The organism is uncultured Holdemanella sp. (assembly GCF_934754935.1).
Lineage (GTDB): Bacteria > Bacillota_I > Bacilli_A > Erysipelotrichales > Erysipelotrichaceae > Holdemanella.
Window position 1 is genome coordinate 1 of sequence record NZ_CAKVJB010000042.1, and the last position, 17,066, is coordinate 17,066.

General features: G+C 33.1%; 14 protein-coding genes and 1 riboswitch. Of the genes, 9 read left to right on the forward strand and 5 right to left on the reverse strand.

Annotation, left to right across the window (positions count from 1 at the left end; translation table 11 throughout):
- Nucleotides 1-67 precede the first annotated feature (67 nt).
- Nucleotides 68-856 (reverse strand): Cof-type HAD-IIB family hydrolase, encoded by a 789-nt coding sequence (locus Q0E86_RS09935; RefSeq protein WP_295756743.1) that lies wholly within the window; start codon nt 854-856, stop codon nt 68-70.
- Between the two features lie 64 nt (nt 857-920).
- Between Q0E86_RS09935 and Q0E86_RS09940 the strand changes: the two genes are divergently transcribed.
- Entirely contained in the window at nt 921-1,583 is a 663-nt protein-coding gene (locus tag Q0E86_RS09940) for an AAA family ATPase (protein ID WP_295756746.1), read from the forward strand.
- A gap of 26 nt (nt 1,584-1,609) precedes the next feature.
- On the opposite strand, the gene Q0E86_RS09945 is transcribed toward Q0E86_RS09940, so the two are convergent.
- Genes Q0E86_RS09945 through Q0E86_RS09955 form a run of 3 tightly spaced genes read right to left on the reverse strand, consistent with a single transcriptional unit; the run spans nt 1,610 to nt 8,652 of the window.
- Nucleotides 1,610-2,941 carry an NCS2 family permease gene (locus Q0E86_RS09945; RefSeq protein WP_295756775.1) on the reverse strand — a complete coding sequence of 444 codons (1,332 nt, stop codon included), beginning with the start codon at nt 2,939-2,941 and terminating at the stop codon, nt 1,610-1,612.
- Between the two features lie 49 nt (nt 2,942-2,990).
- The gene (locus Q0E86_RS09950; protein ID WP_295756747.1) at nt 2,991-6,101 is read right to left on the reverse strand and encodes an exodeoxyribonuclease V subunit beta; all 3,111 of its coding nucleotides are present in this window, start codon (nt 6,099-6,101) and stop codon (nt 2,991-2,993) included.
- 1 nt (nt 6,102) lies between these two features.
- The gene (locus Q0E86_RS09955) at nt 6,103-8,652 is read right to left on the reverse strand and encodes a PD-(D/E)XK nuclease family protein (protein ID WP_295756750.1); all 2,550 of its coding nucleotides are present in this window, start codon (nt 8,650-8,652) and stop codon (nt 6,103-6,105) included.
- A gap of 103 nt (nt 8,653-8,755) precedes the next feature.
- Here Q0E86_RS09955 and Q0E86_RS09960 point away from each other — a divergent pair, with 103 nt between their 5' ends.
- Nucleotides 8,756-10,117, forward strand: coding sequence for an ATP-binding protein (locus Q0E86_RS09960; protein ID WP_295756752.1), 1,362 nt, complete (start codon nt 8,756-8,758; stop codon nt 10,115-10,117).
- Between the two features lie 40 nt (nt 10,118-10,157).
- Here the strand turns inward: Q0E86_RS09960 and Q0E86_RS09965 are convergent, their stop codons facing one another.
- Nucleotides 10,158-11,528: an NAD(P)/FAD-dependent oxidoreductase gene (locus Q0E86_RS09965; RefSeq protein WP_295756754.1), complete on the reverse strand. Its 1,371-nt coding sequence runs from the start codon at nt 11,526-11,528 to the stop codon at nt 10,158-10,160.
- A gap of 6 nt (nt 11,529-11,534) precedes the next feature.
- Nucleotides 11,535-11,632, reverse strand: a riboswitch (purine riboswitch).
- 82 nt (nt 11,633-11,714) lie between these two features.
- Between Q0E86_RS09965 and Q0E86_RS09970 the strand changes: the two genes are divergently transcribed.
- Genes Q0E86_RS09970 through Q0E86_RS10000 form a run of 7 tightly spaced genes read left to right on the forward strand, consistent with a single transcriptional unit; the run spans nt 11,715 to nt 16,975 of the window.
- Nucleotides 11,715-12,599 carry a YitT family protein gene (locus Q0E86_RS09970; RefSeq protein WP_295756757.1) on the forward strand — a complete coding sequence of 295 codons (885 nt, stop codon included), beginning with the start codon at nt 11,715-11,717 and terminating at the stop codon, nt 12,597-12,599.
- Complete coding sequence (gene rnmV, locus Q0E86_RS09975; protein WP_295756759.1) at nt 12,583-13,107, forward strand: ribonuclease M5; 525 nt, start codon at nt 12,583-12,585, stop codon at nt 13,105-13,107. The genes Q0E86_RS09970 and rnmV overlap by 17 nt, the downstream gene beginning before the upstream one ends.
- The gene (gene rsmA, locus Q0E86_RS09980) at nt 13,104-13,973 is read left to right on the forward strand and encodes a 16S rRNA (adenine(1518)-N(6)/adenine(1519)-N(6))-dimethyltransferase RsmA (RefSeq protein WP_295756762.1); all 870 of its coding nucleotides are present in this window, start codon (nt 13,104-13,106) and stop codon (nt 13,971-13,973) included. The genes rnmV and rsmA overlap by 4 nt, the downstream gene beginning before the upstream one ends.
- On the forward strand, nt 13,945-14,778 hold the full coding sequence (gene ispE, locus Q0E86_RS09985) for a 4-(cytidine 5'-diphospho)-2-C-methyl-D-erythritol kinase (protein ID WP_295756765.1): 834 nt from the start codon (nt 13,945-13,947) through the stop codon (nt 14,776-14,778). The genes rsmA and ispE overlap by 29 nt, the downstream gene beginning before the upstream one ends.
- 1 nt (nt 14,779) lies before the next feature.
- Complete coding sequence (locus Q0E86_RS09990) at nt 14,780-14,986, forward strand: DUF1146 domain-containing protein (RefSeq protein ID WP_295756768.1); 207 nt, start codon at nt 14,780-14,782, stop codon at nt 14,984-14,986.
- Nucleotides 14,973-15,911, forward strand: coding sequence for a rod shape-determining protein (locus tag Q0E86_RS09995; RefSeq protein WP_295756770.1), 939 nt, complete (start codon nt 14,973-14,975; stop codon nt 15,909-15,911). Before Q0E86_RS09990 ends, Q0E86_RS09995 begins: the two co-directional genes overlap by 14 nt.
- On the forward strand, nt 15,908-16,975 hold the full coding sequence (locus tag Q0E86_RS10000; protein ID WP_295756773.1) for an MraY family glycosyltransferase: 1,068 nt from the start codon (nt 15,908-15,910) through the stop codon (nt 16,973-16,975). The genes Q0E86_RS09995 and Q0E86_RS10000 overlap by 4 nt, the downstream gene beginning before the upstream one ends.
- Nucleotides 16,976-17,066 lie beyond the last annotated feature (91 nt).

A 17,066-nucleotide genomic window follows, 5' to 3' on the forward strand; every position in this document is an offset into this window, starting at 1 on the left:
TAAATTACAAGCTATAAAACAAAAAGAGAGGAGCTGAACTCCATAAGCGATAAAATTCACTTACTCGTTACAGCCCCATAAGCTTTAAATATTTGAAAGCTTTATACAAGCCGTCATTGTCAATTTTATCTGTGACATAGTCGGCTTTTTCTTTTACTTTTTCAACACCATTTCCCATCACAACAGAAATGTCGGCATATTCTAACATTGGTAAATCATTTTCAGAATCACCCATCGCAACGGTTTTATATTCTTTATCATAGTAGTCTTTGACAAATTGAATGGCAGTAGCCTTATTGTATTCTGAATGTGTGATTTCTCCACCTAGATGCAAGAAATTTGTGAAAGTTAAATGTTCTGGAATTTGTTTTAAGATTTCTTCTCTTTGAGTAAGTGAATCAAAATGAATGCTGACTTTCATGACTTGATTGTAATCATCATCGGTAATTGTTGAAATATCTGGAAAAGACAAGAAACGATTCCCCATACGATTGTCTGTATGGAATTGGCGCATTCTTTCTCTGTTTTTTTCACTAGTAAAGGTTGTTTTACTTCCCTCTAGTGAGAATCCTGTATCTTTGATGATATGCTGAATAAATTTTGTATCTCTTTTTTCTAGTGGTTCAAAAAGTACTTGTTTGTTATTTATAATGATTTCACTACCAGCCCCAAAACAATAGCCATCTAAATTCATATCTAATAAGAATTGAGGAATTTCACAACGCGTTCTTCCCGTGTTTATATATATTTTATGCCCGTTTTTTCTAGCTAGCTCAATCGCCTCTAATGCAGAACTAGGAATTTTTTCAAAAGTCCATAGAGTTCCGTCTAAATCTAAAAAAATAATTTTTTTCATAATCTTCCTCCACTACAATATTCTAACATATTATTGTATGATATAAGAAAAAGAGGGATTGGATATGGGAAAAAATGTAATCATAACAATATCTAGACAATTTGGTTCTAATGGAAGAGAAATCGCACGTAAATTAGCTGAATATTTGGACATTAGTTATTATAATAAAGAAATTTTAGAAAAAATTGCGGTGAATATGGGTGTTTGTGCGGACTTCTTTAAAGATCAACAACAAGATGAGAATGGTTTATTTACAATTGAATCAAGGGGACTTTTAGGGCTTAGAAACATTACAGAATTAAGTGTGAATACACAAATCTATGATATGGCAAGTGATTTTATTCAAAAAATCTCTCAAAGAGAAGATGCTGTTATTGTAGGAAGATGTGCAGATTACATTCTAAAAGATGATCCAGATGTGATTTCTGTGTTTTTTTATAGCGATATAGAAGAACGTATCAAATGGTCAATTGAAGAATATCAAGTACCAGCTAAACAAGCTAAGAAAATAGTGCAGGAAAAAGATGCGCAAAGGGCTAGATTTTATGAATTCTATACCAATCAAAAATGGGGAAATCCACGCAACTATACTTTGATGATCAACACATCAAAGATGAGTACAAATGAAGCTGTACAATTGTTGGCATCGATTTATGATACTAAAAAAGGCATCCCTACTTTTAAGAATGCCTTTGAAAATCAATATGAAAAGAATAATACGTATTAAAAAAGTCGGAAACCCGACTTTTTCTTTTACATTATATAAGGTGTTGCAAAGTACAATACGAAGATGATCATTAATGCCCAAACCGTTGGGTGAACTTCTTTAGCTTTACCAGCAGCAATCATGGCAACTGTATAAACGATAAATCCACATGCGATACCATTTGAAATAGAATACATTAAGATCATCATAATAACAGTGACAAATCCAGCTGCCGCAAAAATCATATCATCCCAGTCAATACCTTTTAATTGTTGAGCCATCATAATACCAACAACAATCAATGCAGGAGCAGTAACAGCATTTGTAACTGTACTTAAGATAAGTGGTGATAAGAATACGGCTAGTAAGAAACAAACACCAGATGTACATGCAGTTAAACCTGTACGTCCTCCAACACCAACACCAGAACTAGATTCAACAAAGCTAGTTACTGTACTAGTACCTAAAACAGCACCAAATACTGTACCAATCGCATCTGCAAGCAAGGCTTGTTCAGCATTTTCAAGTTCACCTTTATCATTGATCAAACCAATACGGTTTCCAATCGCAACAAGTGTTCCTGCTGTATCAAAGAAGTCAACAAATAAGAATGAGAAAATAACAACGAAAGCCTGGAATGGATTTGCGAATAATTCAGAGATTCCTGAGAAGCAAGATCCAAAGGCTTGTAATTCAAAATCAAACGAAATGAAACGATCAGGTAAAGCAGGCATGCCAGCCATTCCCATGAATCCAAGGATGATGCCAATAATAGCTGTGATAACCATACCTACGAAAACGGCTGCAGGAACATTTTTAATAACCAACGCAATTGTAATTAATAAACCAACAATAGCTAATAATACAGTTGGATCTGTTAAGTTTCCAATTGTCACAAATGTTGAAGGGCTTGCTACAATAATACCTGCATTTTTTAAACCAACAAACGCAATGAAGAAACCAATTCCAGCTCCAATTGCCAACTTTAATTGTACTGGAATCGCATTGATAATAGCTTTACGAACACCAGTAACAGAAATAAGAATAAAGATAACACCTGAAATGAATACAGCGCTTAATGCAGCTGCCCAACTAAAGCCCATCTGTCCACAGATTGTGTAGGCAAACAATGCGTTAACACCCATACCTGAAGCTAAGGCTACTGGATAGTTGGCAACAAGTCCCATAATAATACTTGCCACACCTGCACTAATTGCAGTCGCAAGGAATACAGAGGCTTTGTCCATACCAGCATCTGCTAAAACTGCAGGGTTAACCCCAAGAATGTAGGCCATAGCCAAGAATGTTGTAAGACCAGCGATAAGCTCTGTCTTAACGTTTGAACCTTTCTCGTTCAATTTAAAAAATTTTTCCACGATTTGCTCTCCTTCTCTCTTTTTTAAAAAGACTTTACCATTGTAACATAAGTTATTCTAGATAGATGCACTTTGATAGAGAAAAAGCATAAATATACGTGTTTATTGGTAAATTCGTTAGTTTTTTCATGGCTTTCTTATAGGTCTGAAGCTGAATCGCATACAAATCAATTAATTTTTGTTCATTATCTACCGCATCTGTCTTAAAATCGACAATGATTACTTCATTTTCTTTATAGATAACTAAGTCCATAAAACCATGAACAACTTGATTTTTTTCTTCAATAATATAGCTTTGTTCAAATACATGTTTTTCACTCATCCAAGAAGAGTAAAGAGAATCTTTGTTTAAAGCTAAAATTTGTTTGATGTCATGATCTTTTAAAGTATATCCATAAGAAGTCGCATAAGAAATAATTTCCTTTTCTTGATAAGGATATGAGCATTGTGCCGCAATTTCATGAAATAAAGTTCCACGAATCGTTCCCATATTTTTAGAAAGAGAAACCTCTTTCCAATCTAATTTAATTTTTGCACCACTCGCCGTTTGACTCGAGAAAGCCTTAGATACTTTTGAATAAGTAGGTAATGTATAAGGCGTGTTACTTTGACGAACTTTTAATGGTCTTTCATATAATTCTGATTTTTTATCAAAAACCACTAAAGAATCACTTGTATTGGCATATGTATGTAAAAGCCATCCTGTATAACTTTCATTTTCTAATAGAGTATAGGCATTTAACGGACTATAGAAATCCTCAATACTTTCAACCGTATCCACAATCACAAGTTCTTTTTGAGGACGAGTTGTCGCAACATAGAATACACGCATCTCTTCTGCAAGATCATCGAGTTCTTTTTTTGTTTGTAGCGCTAAATGATAGATTGAATTGTATTTCAATTTATAGTCTAAACTTAATCCTTTTAAAGATAGTCCTAATGTTGAATCCAGTAAGATACAAGAACTTCCATGTTTATCTCTTTGTTCATGTTGTGAAAGAATATATACAACAGGGAATTGTAAACCTTTGGACTGGTGCATCGTCTTTACTTGAACTACATCATCTTCTTTGCCATACAAGCTTGCTTCTTGCGTTTGATCTTGTGTGGCATCTTTAGATAATTGTAAGACAAAACTATGAATATCATTTTGATTCTCAAATTGACCTGCAAGTTCTAATAAATAATCTAAGTTGTTTTTGTCTTGAACAGTTGTAGAAGCATAATAGAAATTATTATACGCATAAATATATTGTAGGAGTTGTGTGATTGTTTTATTTTTATTTGCGTATAACTCAAAGAAAGGCTTCATAAAATCTTGATCTTTGATACTCGCAAATAAAGATGTTCCTTTTTTCTTGTCGATGCAGCATTGTGCAATCTTAGAAAAAGGCACATTAAACAAAGGAGACATTAAAGAAGCACATAAAGAAATATCATCTGTTAGATCTTCTAAGGCTTTTAATGTAGAAATGACAATTTGAATGGCTGGATTTGTGAAGAATCCATGATCAATTGTGATCATAGCTGGAATGTTATAAGCCTCAAAAACAGCTTTTAATTTTTCTTGAGGAGCATGATTACGAGTTAATACACACATAGATTTATATGGCATTCCTGCTTCATGTTTTTCGATAATGTCATTCGCAATTAAATCAAAACGATTTTCGTTGTGATTCTTCTTGATAGTCGCTTTATTGCCATCTTCATTCTTATATTCTGTATATAAGAAGCGAACGGGATATTGAGGATTTTCTATTTGTCCTTTTGTGCCCACATTCGCAATATCAATATCTTTAAATTGTTCTCCTAACAATTCATTATTCATGATCTTACTATAGAAATCATTATTGAATTCAATGACACTCGCATTGGAACGATAGTTTTCCTGCAGCAACAAAGGAGTGTTGTTGATATCTTCTTTTTCCATCCATTCTTGCATGATTTTAGGATTGGCTTGCCTAAATCCATAGATAGATTGTTTAATATCCCCCACTCTAAACACATTATTTTCATGACAGAAGGACGCAATAATTTTTTCCTGTAACTCATTGGTATCCTGGAATTCGTCAACTAGAATCATTTGGTATTTATTGTACATTTCTTCTTTAATCATAGGATCTTGCAATAATTGGTACGCAAAGTGCTCCATATCATTAAAGTCGATCACTTCCATTTTTTTCTTTTCCAATTGAAAATACAATTTTACTTTATTTGTGAGTTCAAATAATGTATTAATTAAATCTTTATGATTTTGAATATCCTTTAGATAAAATTCTTCATCAAATAAGTTTTCGACTATACTTGTTTCATGTTCTTTAAAAGAAGTTTGGTATTTCGAATAATCCACTTTATCAATGGTCTTTTTAAAGCCGATGGTATTCTTTAAATACAATTCAAATTGAGCTTTAAAATCTGAATAGGATGTTGCATCTAAACACTTTGATAAATATTCCTTTTTGATTTCATAATCCTCAGGCTTTGAAATTTGATCGATTACTTCATCTAAAATTTCAATCATCGCAAGACAATGATTATGGAAATACTTTAAGGCATATTCCATTATTTTGGAATTTAAATATGTGTAAGATTCTTGAATATTTTCCATCCAAGCCTTGGCATCTTCTTCAGACTTAGAGTTGATGATGGCCAAAATATCTTCAATATATTTTTGAATATCCTCTTCAGTTTTGCCAAAAGAATGAAAATACATTTTTAATTGTGTATAGGCATTTAAATCTAAATCTTGTATCGCATGCTTATAGGCGTTTTCAAAGGCAAGGCGTGTCTGAGCGGTCGATGCAGTTTGTTTAGACATTGTGTAAGAGATGGGAATTTTATAGTAATAATTTTGCACAATAGATAAACAGAAACTATCAATTGTCGAAATGCTGGCCGTTTCAAGTAGTGCCATTTGTTGCAGAATATAGTCCGTTTTGGGTTGCTCTTTTAATTTTGAAAGTAAACGAGCCTTCATTTCAGCCGCTGCATCCTTTGTGAAGGTCATAGCTAAAATGGAATCAATTGAAATATGGTCTTTTAATACCAATTGACATAGGCGTTCAACTAAAACGGCTGTTTTACCACTTCCTGCACTTGCAGAAACAACTACATTCGTATTTCGGATGTCGATAGCTTTCTTTTGGGGAATTGAAAAATCCATATTATTCTTCCTCCTTTTCTACACGAAGTTTTGGTTCCACTTCATTCGCTAGATTTCTACAAATGGATCTATATGCACAATATTTACATGCGTCTTGGACGTGATTAGGTAAAGCTTGTCCACTAGAAATATCTTCTAAAAGGCTATCAATGACTTGACTCCATTCGGATTTGATGGTTTCTAGAGCTGGATTTGCCTTTTTTACAGGCATATATTGTTTTATATCATCACAATAAATACTCGCATCACTAAAATGCCAACCTTTGAGTTTACGGTTTTTGGTGAATGTCTCTAGAATGTCGGATTCATTTATGACATTTAATTCAGGAACTTTCTTGCGATAATTTAATTTACCATAAGTAAGTGTTTCTGGTGTTGTTCTTAAGGCAATATAGAAACATCCAACAGGAATTAAATTCGATTCTTTTTCATAAGCCAAAGTGTATGTGGCTAATTGTAGAGATAATCCTTTTTCAAAGTCATCGATTTTAATGTCTTTGTCACTTGATTTATAGTCAAAGATACAAAAGGATGTGCTTGAACTATCAATACGGTCAATATATCCATATAAGTCAATTGTATATTCATTCCATGGATATGAATAAGAAAACTTGTGTTCTTGTTTATCAATATTCATGTGCCAGTTTGTTTCAAAACTATGGAGTTGTTCAAAAATTAAAACAAGTTTTTCTGTGATTTCTTCAATTTGTGAATCAAACCATGTAGCTTGCTGCAAAAGTATTTTTTTAGCGAAAGTAAATTCTTTTTCAACATATTGATGGATCTCTTCTTTGGATAAAGAAGTATAATCTTGTTTATCTTTAGAAATCATTTCTAAGACATGGTGTAAAATGCTTCCGCGAATACGAATATCTGTGATATCCTCTTTTTCTTTTAAGTACATGCCATATTTTAAGGCATGAGAAAAAGGACATCTTGCATAGGATTCGAGTCTTGAAATAGAACCCTTAAAGTGATTGTCTGTAAAGAATATCGCTTTCGCAATTGTTTCATTTAAATCAATATTTGGAGTAGTCCAATTAAAAGAATCTGTGGTTGTGATAAATTTTGGTTTTGTTTGTAGCCAGTTTTCAATTTCTGAACTCGATTCATAATTCTTTCCTTGATAATCGCTTTGTGGATATAGAATATAAAGTGTTTCACATAAAGATAAACAATCAAAGAGTTGTGTTTGTTGATTTTGAATACGTGTTTCAAGACTTGGAAGACTTGTGCTTTTTACATAAGCTTCATCAAAGATGCCCGAATGCAATTTTAAAGCAGGGAATGCACTGGCATTTGTTCCAGTTAAAAAGACAATGGGTCTTAATGATGTGATGTCTTGTCTTGATCCAATCAATACACCTTCAATGGAATTGGCTTTTTGATTGGCAGAAAGATTTTGGATTTGATGAATCAAAATGTTTGAATCATTCGCATTATGAATGTGTGGATGTACATCTTGAATGAGTGACATTACATCGTTAAAGGCGTTCAAATCTTCTTTCGAAACATGTTCATGTAGATTTTGGATGTGTTTTGCGATTTCAATAAAGTCCAACGGATTAAATAAAAATGCATGATTTTGGATCCATTCCAATGTTTGTTGTTCTAATTTTTGGTAGGATTCAAATTGATAAGGATCAATGATCTCATTTTCTTCATAAGAAAGGATGCTTAGGCATGGCTCAAACTTAAGGAATTTTTCTGGAAACAATGTGTAGTATTGTATTAGATAGTTGTCGTTTGGATATAAAGTTTGAATAAGGTTTATAAAACTTTTAAGATCCATATCTTTTATCCATGTTAAATAGCTGATCCATTCATTATATATAGATGTAATATGCGTTTCTTGCATAGTTGTGAATGGAATCTTATGAGCTGTAAGAATTTGGGTTAGAATACTTTCATCACTCGCATTATTTAGGGCAATGAAAATATCATCTGCTAAATAATCGTTTTCGATAATTAAATGGGCAAGGACTTCCATTTGTTTACGTGTATTCGCAACACTATAATAATGGGTTTGACACAATTGGTTTTCACCTAGCCATTTTGCCCCATGATTAAGCAAGATTTGAATCCAGTAATTGTCTAATTGAGAATATTCTTTTTTTAGAATATAAACATTTTCTAAATCTGGTAAACTTGAAAGAACATCTTTAGTTTGATCTTCTTTAAGTTCAATTGGATAAAGAAGATTTAAAATTTCATTTAAATCCTTTTCTTTTTGGGTTGAACAAGGAAAATCTTGGATTTGATAAGTCTTAGCCATTTTAATAAAGTCTAGGCAAGCACTTAAAAAATCATAGTCTTCTTTACTAGAATAGAAGGCATTTTGAACGGATACTTTTTGTAAGGCTTCTTTGTATAAATAAAGAATTTCAATGTCTGATTTATTTTGTCCATGATAAAAAGAAGATAGCCAGCTTGATAAAGTTAAAACTTGTATGCCAAGGCAATCTTTTTTTTGTTTCAAAATCTCTTTATATAGAGGTAAATGTAGGGTAGCCGGAGCTAATATTGTACTGTTATCTGGAATTTGTATCATATAATTATCACCTAGATTATTATACCATGTTGCGTATCTTTTCATTCAATGATATTATTAACTAGAGAGTTAATAACTGTGGAGTTAATAAGGTGGAGGACCTATGTTTGTTGGTAGAAAAAAGGAATTGGATGCATTAAATAGTCGATATACAAACAACAGAAAAGAATTTGGTGTATTGTATGGAAGAAGACGAATTGGGAAATCATCCATATTAAATGAATTTTTAAAGGATAAAAATGGTTTGTTATTTCAGGCAAAACAAGATAATAGTTATGGAAATTTAAAATCTTTTTCTTATGAAGTGGATCATTTATTGAATCTTCCAGATACATTTGTTTTTGCGAGTTGGCAACACGCTTTTAAATCGATTCAAGAATACGCAAAGAATGAGCGCTTTGTGTTAGTTATAGATGAGTATCCATATATAGTAAGTCAAGATACTAGTTTCTCTTCCGTTTTACAAGAATTTATTGATCATGCGAGTGATAATATGATGGTCATCTTATCGGGAAGTGATATAGGATTCTTACAAAGAGAAATACAGAATCATGCGAGTCCATTATATAAAAGACGCACTTTTGAGATGGAAATCAAGAAAATGAATTTTATGGACGCAAAAGAATTTGTGAAAACGGAAGATATTGAAAGTCAGGCTAATTATTTGTGCCTAATGTCGGGATATCCATATTATTTATCGACAATTGATCATACAAAAACTTTTTATGAAAACATTCAATACTTATTATTTAATGAGTTCGGTACATTCTTTAATTTGCCAGATCAACTTCTATCAAATTCAACGAATGTACAAGATGTATATAATTCCATATTAGTATCAATCTCAAAGCGTAATCGAACGATAAAAACGATTAGTGAGGATATCCATGAGGCAGAGGCTAAAGTCTCTAAATATATTTCAACGTTGATAAAGAGTGAAATTGTAGAGAAAAAGAATATGTATAATGGAAATAAACGAACGATATATTATGATATATCGGATTCGATGTTGAAATTATGGTACACCTTAATTTTTGAAAATCAGGAGAAGATAAAAATAAATGGCAATCTTGTGTTTGAAAGAAATAAAGAAAAATTAGATTCATTCCTTTCGTTTGAATTTGAAAATTTATCGATACTATATATGGATATGTTAAATGAAAAAGGTGAGTTAGAAGATATATTTCCACATATACAGAATTATAAGGTGGATAATTCGAAGTTAAATAGATCGATTGAAATAGATGGTATCACAAGTACGAAAGAATATTTGTTGGTGATGGATTGTAAATTTCGAAACAAAAAATATACTAGGGATATGTATGAACATCTAAAAGAGAGTGCTTCTATTTTTCCTGATAAATTAAAAAGAGTATATTATATCTTTTCTAAAGAGGGATTCAATGAAAATATGATCGAAGATAAAAATATACATTTGTTTGATTTAAGAAAAATGTTTGAATAAATGAAAAAAAGTGGATCAGCTTGATCCACTTTGTGTTGTATTATAGATTTTCTGTAATGTGTCTTGCAACATATACACCAGATGCACTGGCATGACTTAGTGAGTGTGTTACACCTGAACAGTCTCCGATAACGAATAGTCCTTTGTGTTTTGTTTCTAAGTTCTTGTCTACTTTGACTTGCATATTGTAGAACTTAACTTCGACACCATATAGTAATGTATCATCACTAGCTGTTGATGGACATACTTTATCAAGGGCATAAATCATTTCGATAATGTCATCTAATTGACGTTTAGGAATAACTAGAGATAAGTCTCCTGGCGTAGCCTTCAATGTAGGTGTTACGAATCCTTGTGCAATACGACTTGGAGTTGAGCGTTGTCCACGAATCAAATCACCGAAACGTTGAACGATAACACCACCACCTAACATATTTGATAGACGGGCAATACTTTCACCATATTGGTTACTTTGTGAGAATGGTTCTGTAAAATGGTTTGATACTAATAGGGCAAAGTTTGTGTTGCTTGTGAAACGAGCAGGATCTTCATAACTGTGACCATTTACAGTAATGATTCCGTTTGTGTTTTCATTTACGACAACACCTCTAGGATTCATACAGAATGTACGAACGCGATCTTGGTATTTCTTTGAACGATATACAATTTTAGATTCATATAATGAGTCTGTTAATTCTGAGAATGTATCGGCATTTAATTCCACACGAACACCGATATCTACACGATCACTTTTTGTTTCAATGCCTAGATTTGAACATACAGATTCCATCCATTTACTTCCTGAACGACCTGTAGAAATGATACATTGTGTAGATGTATATCTTTCATCACCACAAACAACTTCATATCCATCTTCAATTTTGTTTACCATATCAATGTGTTTAAAGAAATGGAAATCTGCTTTGTCTTTTAAATCATTGTATAAATTTTCAAGTACAACATAGTTAATGTCAGTTCCTAAGTGACGTACTTTTGCCTTTAATAAGTGAAGATCGTTTTGAAGACATTTTTTTGCGATAGCTGCATCTGAGTTTGCGTATAAACGTGTTTTTTCTCCACCCATTTTGCAGTTGATTTCATCAACATATTCCATTAAATCGATTGCTTCTTGTTCACCTACATATTCATATAGGTTTCCACCAAATTCATTTGTGATATTATATTTTCCATCACTGAATGCTCCGGCTCCACCAAAACCATTCATGATAGCACATGATTTACAATGGATACATGATTTGATTTTCTTTCCGTCGATTGGACATTTTCTTTTTTCTAATGGAGCACCCGCTTCAAATACACCAATCTTTAATTCAGGTTTGTTTTTAAGTAATTCGTAGGCAGAGAAGATTCCTCCAGGCCCAGCACCAATAATAATGATATCGTATTGCATTTTATTTTCCTCCTACTTGAAGGCTATAGTCTACTGTTTTCGGTAGTAGGTATGAACGTTCAACCATATCATGAACTTATATAACCCGGACTATTATACGGATAAAGTTTATTTTATGCAAGTAATATTTTTTAAAAATGATACATAAAAAATGCTATAATCATGTAGGCTAGAAGAGGTATGCATATGAGTAAGAATAAAATACATGATTTAATAATGATTATACTTGGAAACTTTGTGGTCGCATGTTCAGTTTCCTTTTTTATACTTCCTAATAATATATTAACAGGTGGTGTTGCCGGTGTAGCCGTCGCATTACATCCCGTTCTTCCAATTGATATAGTTTTGATGATTGATGCTTTGACAATTGGACTGTTTATATTAGGAGCACTTTTACTTGGTAAACAATTTGCGATGAAATCTGTTATTTCGACAATTGTATATCCGATTTTCGTAACAGGTTTATCTCAGGTTGCTGCTATGTTTCCTAAAGATACATTTGTGATGCCACCTTATGTAGCTACAATCTATGCCGGAGTCATTGTAGGTGTTGGTTTAGGATTGGTGTTTAGAGTCAATTCAAGTACGGGTGGTATGGATATATTAGCTTTGATCTTACATAAATATTTTAAGATTCCTGAAGGAACTAGTGTGATGATTGTTGATGGCTTAACGGTTATGTTAGGAGTTGTAACACATGGATTAACTCCAGCTTTGATTGGTATTATGTCTGTATTTGTTTGTGGTGTGGCCATTGATAAAACGGTAATGCTTGGCATGCAATCCGCAAAAAATGTTATGATTATATCAACGGAATGGAAACAAATTCGTCGAATTTTATTAGAGACAGTGGATCGTGGTGTAACGATTCTAGATGGAAGTGGTGGCTATACACAAGCGCCTAAACCTGTGTTGATGTGTGTCATTAAACAGAAACAATATCCATTATTGGAATCAAGTGTTTTAGCAATTGATCCAAAAGCTTTTATTATAGTGAATGATGTACATCAGGTACATGGTGCTGGTTTTACATCGAAACATGTGGTGGAGACAAATGAAACAACATATTAAGGAAATTATTGTCGTGGAAGGAAAAAACGACACAAATACGTTGCAGTCTTTTTTTGATTGTGACACGATAGAAACAGGTGGAGATCAGGTTAATGAAAAAACGATTGAGCGTGTAAGGCAAGCTCAAAAGACTAGAGGTGTCATTATCTTTACCGATCCTGATACGCCAGGAGAACATATTCGTAGACTGATTGGTAATAGTGTGCCAGGATGTAAACATGCATTTATTAATAAGGAAAAGGCAAAGACACCAAAAAAAGTAGGTGTAGAGCATGCGAATAAAGAAGATTTATGGGATGCTCTATGTAATTATGTAACGTTTGAGAATAAAGAAGAAGTATTAAGTTGGCAAGACTTTATTGATTTAGGTTTAGTTGGAAATAAAGATCTACGTTTTCAAGTGTGTGAAGCATTCCATATTGGTCCTTGTAATGCGAAAACATGCTTTAAACGTTTAAATCAGATGCATGTGACAAGAGAAGAGATAGAAGAAAGGAGTCTTTCATGAAACAGGCGATTGCGACAGTAAAAAAGACGAAAGAGATTCAAGAAAAGTATAAGGTTTTCACAAAGAAAAGCTTTGGTCAAAACTTTATTATTGAACCTGGGGTTGTTGAAAAGATTGCGAACGCGGCCATTCAATCAAGGGATGAATTGGTTTTTGAGATTGGTCCTGGAATTGGAGCTTTAACGCAGTTTTTATGTGAAAAAAGTGATCAGGTTGTAGCTTTTGAAATTGATGAAAGATTACCGGTTGTATTAGAGAATGAGATTGGTTTTGATCATCTTCAGATTGTATTGGAAGACATTCTAAAGGTGGATATTGATGAAAAGATTCGTGAATTTAGAAAGCCTGGACAAAAGGTTGTGTTCGCATCGAATCTTCCTTACTACATCACAACGCCAATTTTATTTAAGTTGTTTGAGGCAAATGAAGAAATTGAAAGAATTACGGTTATGATGCAAAAAGAAGTGGGTGAGCGTTTCTTGGCACACGAAAATGACAAAGAATATAATGCGTTAAGTGTAATTACCCAATATCGTTGTGACGTGAAAAAAGTAATGGATGTATCACGTAGAGTGTTTTGGCCAAGTCCAAATGTAGATTCGATGGTTATTCAATTCTCGTTCCATCATAAGTATCATTTGGAAGATGAAAAAACTTTCTTTGATTTAGTGAAGGCTTGTTTTACGCAAAGAAGAAAAACAATTTATAATAATTTTCAAAATTTTGTGAAAGATAAGGCTCTCGCAAAAGAGTTGTTAGAACAAGTAAATATAAATCCAAGTATGCGTGCGCAACAATGTACATTAGAGGATTTTATTCGATTATATGAGGTGACTTATGCAGGTACAGGCAAGGGCAAAAATTAATTTGGCATTAGATGTCGTAGAAAGAATGGATAATGGATATCATTCTTTAGATATGATTATGGCGCCTATTTCAATTTACGATGAGATTGAAATAGAAAAAGATGATTGTGACAGGGTTGAATGTGAAGGTATGAAATTGCCTGAGAATAATACAGTTTCAAAGATGATTCAGGTTCTAAAGGATATGTATCATTTAGATTCTTGTTTTAAAGTATCAATCAAGAAACATATTCCAGCTCAGGCTGGTCTTGGTGGTGGAAGTGCTGATGCAGCTGCTGTGTGTAAAGCTATTTTAAAAATGGAAGGTATAGAGGAAACGGAAGAAAATCTATATGAAATCACAAAACAAGTAGGGGCAGATGTTCCTTTTTGTATTCATGATAAGTGGGCTCGAGTAAAGGGTATTGGAGAAAAAATTACGCCGATTGATAGTGATTGGAAATTTGATATTGTGGTTGTAAAGCCAGATTTTGGGATTTCTACAGCCAATGCATTTTCAAAATGGAAAGAATCTCGTCCGTTTCATCCAGATGTTGACTTAGTAGAATCGAGTATTCGTGAAAAGAATATGGACCTTTTGTATCAGACTATGGCTAACGCATTAGAGCCTATCGCTTTTGAAATTGAACCTGAATTAAATCAGGTGAAAATGGATATGGAAGATGCGGGTTTGGTTCGTATATTGATGTCAGGATCTGGTTCGAGCATGTTAGGTTTCAGTGTGGATGAAGATGTAATTTCAAATGCATATGAACAGTTAAAAGAAAAGTATGATTTTGTCAAAATCGTACATGTAGGTGGCTAATATGGTGGCTTCAGTAATTTCTTATTTGGTTTTCTTTGCGTGTTTTGGTTTAAGTTTTTATGCGATATCAAGTATTCAGTTTGAAAAAATATGTAGTGTAAAAAATCCTAAGAAAGTGCAGATATTGATGTTTTTATTATCGCTTTGTCTTGCGTATGTATCAAGTCAGGCGATTCTACAACTAACAATCTATAATGGCTTTGCTTGATAAGTGGATTGCCCTGGATGTTGGGGCGTATCTTGCACGATTTTATGATTTTTCTACACAGAAAGAAATTGTTTTAAAAACGATAATCGCACAAAAAGGATCTGAAATATTAGGTGTATCGGATCAGGCAATTGCTTATTTATATAAGGATCTAGATACGATTCAAATTCAGTATCCAATTTCTCATGGTCAAATTCTTCATTCGATTGAGCCTTTGATTCATGAAGGGCTTGATAGGCTTCATGCCTTTGATGGTCTATTTAGGCCTAGCGTACTTGTGAGTGTTCCAAGTGAATTATCACAAAGACAACGTGAGCTTTGGCAACAGGCATTTTTAAATTGCGGAGTACGTAAGGTTGAATTTATTTCAAATTTAGAAGTTTTGCGAGAAGAAAACCCTTGTTTTTTAGTACATAGTGGACATTCGTATACAGAAATTCATATATGTGCTTATGATAAAGTGCTTGTATCTAAAACGATTTATTATGCTGGAACACAGGTGGATGAACAGATTCAAAGAATCGTTTATATGAAGACAGGTTATTTTATCACAAAAGTGGATGCGGCACATTTAAAGGAAATGGCAAGTTCTGCTTTTTGGCAACAGAAAAATAATTTATTGATGTGTTATGGTTTTGATTCAAGACAAAATCTACATTCGGTTCAGATTGAGTCTAGTATATTATGGCCTGCCATTGAAATGGTTTCTTCACAAATTTCTTTGTGGGTGAAACATTGTTTTGATAATCTTCCGGCTTCTTTACAAGAATATTTTTTAATGCATGGAATTGAATTGAGTGGTGGTATGGCAGATTGTTTTGGTCCTTCTCAATTTATTTCTCAGAATATTTCGTGTCCAGTTCTTTGTACAAAACGTGGACAATACGATATGATAGAGGCATTAAAGGGGGTAAAGTCAGCGTGATTGATTATAGAATGATTTTATTACCATTTTTAATTTCTTTGATTTTAACACCGATTGTGAAACAGTATTCGATTTATTGTGGCGCGTATGCGAAGGAAAATAAGCGTACGGTTCACCATGGAAAAATTTCACGTATTGGTGGTGTTGCCATTTATTTATCTTTTATTATCACAATGGCTATATTTGTGAAGGCGGATTTACAAATTAAGGGATTGGTAATTGGAAGCAGTATTATGTTTTTTACCGGGTTGATCGATGATTTGATTGATATAAAACCATTGGTAAAATTGACTTTAGAAGTTATTGCGGCTTTAGTGTTGATTTATTTTGGGATTTCCGTAGATATTATTCGTTTGCCTTTAGGTATACAAATTGATACAGGTATTATTTCATTTGTTTTTACGATTATTTGGGTGGCTGGTATCACCAATGCGGTCAACTTGATTGATGGCTTGGATGGCTTGGCAGGTGGTATGAGTGTTATTGTACTTGTTGTCATTGGTTCTATCGCAATTATTGAAAGACGTTTAGATTTATTGAGTATAGCTTTCATTCTTGCGTCAGGAACATTTGGCTTTTTGGCCTATAATGCCCATCCTGCTAGTATTTTTATGGGAGATTGTGGTTCTTTATTTTTGGGATTTATGATTTCAGCCATATCCTTGCTTGGCTTTAAATCAAGTACTATTTTAACTTTGGCATTGCCAATCTTATTGTTGATGTTGCCAATTATTGATACAGTTTCTGCAATTTTAAGACGTACTTTAAAGGGTATGAAATTTATGGAAGCGGATAAGAGTCATATTCATCATTTGTTGATGCGTCAATTTGGTCATCGAAATACGGTAATCATTATGTGTGGTTTAACGGCACTATTTGGTTTGAGTGCCTTTGCGTATATGATCAATCGGAATATTGGATTCTTTGTTATGGTGGTCATTTTATTGTCTGTGGAAATATTTATTGAAAAATCGGCTATGATCAGTGAAAAATTTCATCCTTTGATTGGGTTGTGGCATCGTATTCAAAGAAAATCTAGAAAAATTTTTAAAAAAGTAGGCTGAAATGCCTACTTTTAATTTACGCTTTTGGCTTTAGCCAGTTGAGTACGAAGTACGAAACAACAAAACCACCTGCTATGCGGGTGGTGTCAAA